The organism is Paraburkholderia phymatum (genome assembly GCF_038900715.1).
Classification (GTDB): domain Bacteria; phylum Pseudomonadota; class Gammaproteobacteria; order Burkholderiales; family Burkholderiaceae; genus Paraburkholderia; species Paraburkholderia phymatum_A.
In genome coordinates this window covers 1-239 of record NZ_JAYMRZ010000134.1, presented here as the reverse complement: position 1 = coordinate 239, position 239 = coordinate 1, and the positions used below count along the sequence as shown (strand labels likewise).

Annotated in this window: 1 pseudogene; it reads right to left on the bottom strand. The window is 62.3% G+C overall.

Annotation, left to right across the window (positions count from 1 at the left end):
* Window positions 1-208: pseudogene (locus VSR68_RS42725) on the bottom strand (glycosyltransferase family 4 protein); the annotation flags it as partial.
* Between the last annotated feature and the right edge of the window lie 31 nt (window positions 209-239).

The window sequence follows — 239 nt, the reverse complement described above, 5'->3', positions numbered from 1 at the left end:
CGCGAGCGCCTGATGTGATGAAATGGACCAATGGGTTGATCCCCGCCGCTGCGACGTCGGGGTAGCGCTCGAGATACCAATCAGTGTCGAACAACGGGTGAGGGTCGCGTCCCTCGCGAGCGCCTGATGTGATGAAATGGACCAATGGGTTGATCCCCGCCGCTGCGACGTCGGGGTAGCGCTCGAGATACCAATCAGTGTCGAACAACGGGTGAGGGTCGCGTCCCTCGCGAGCGCCT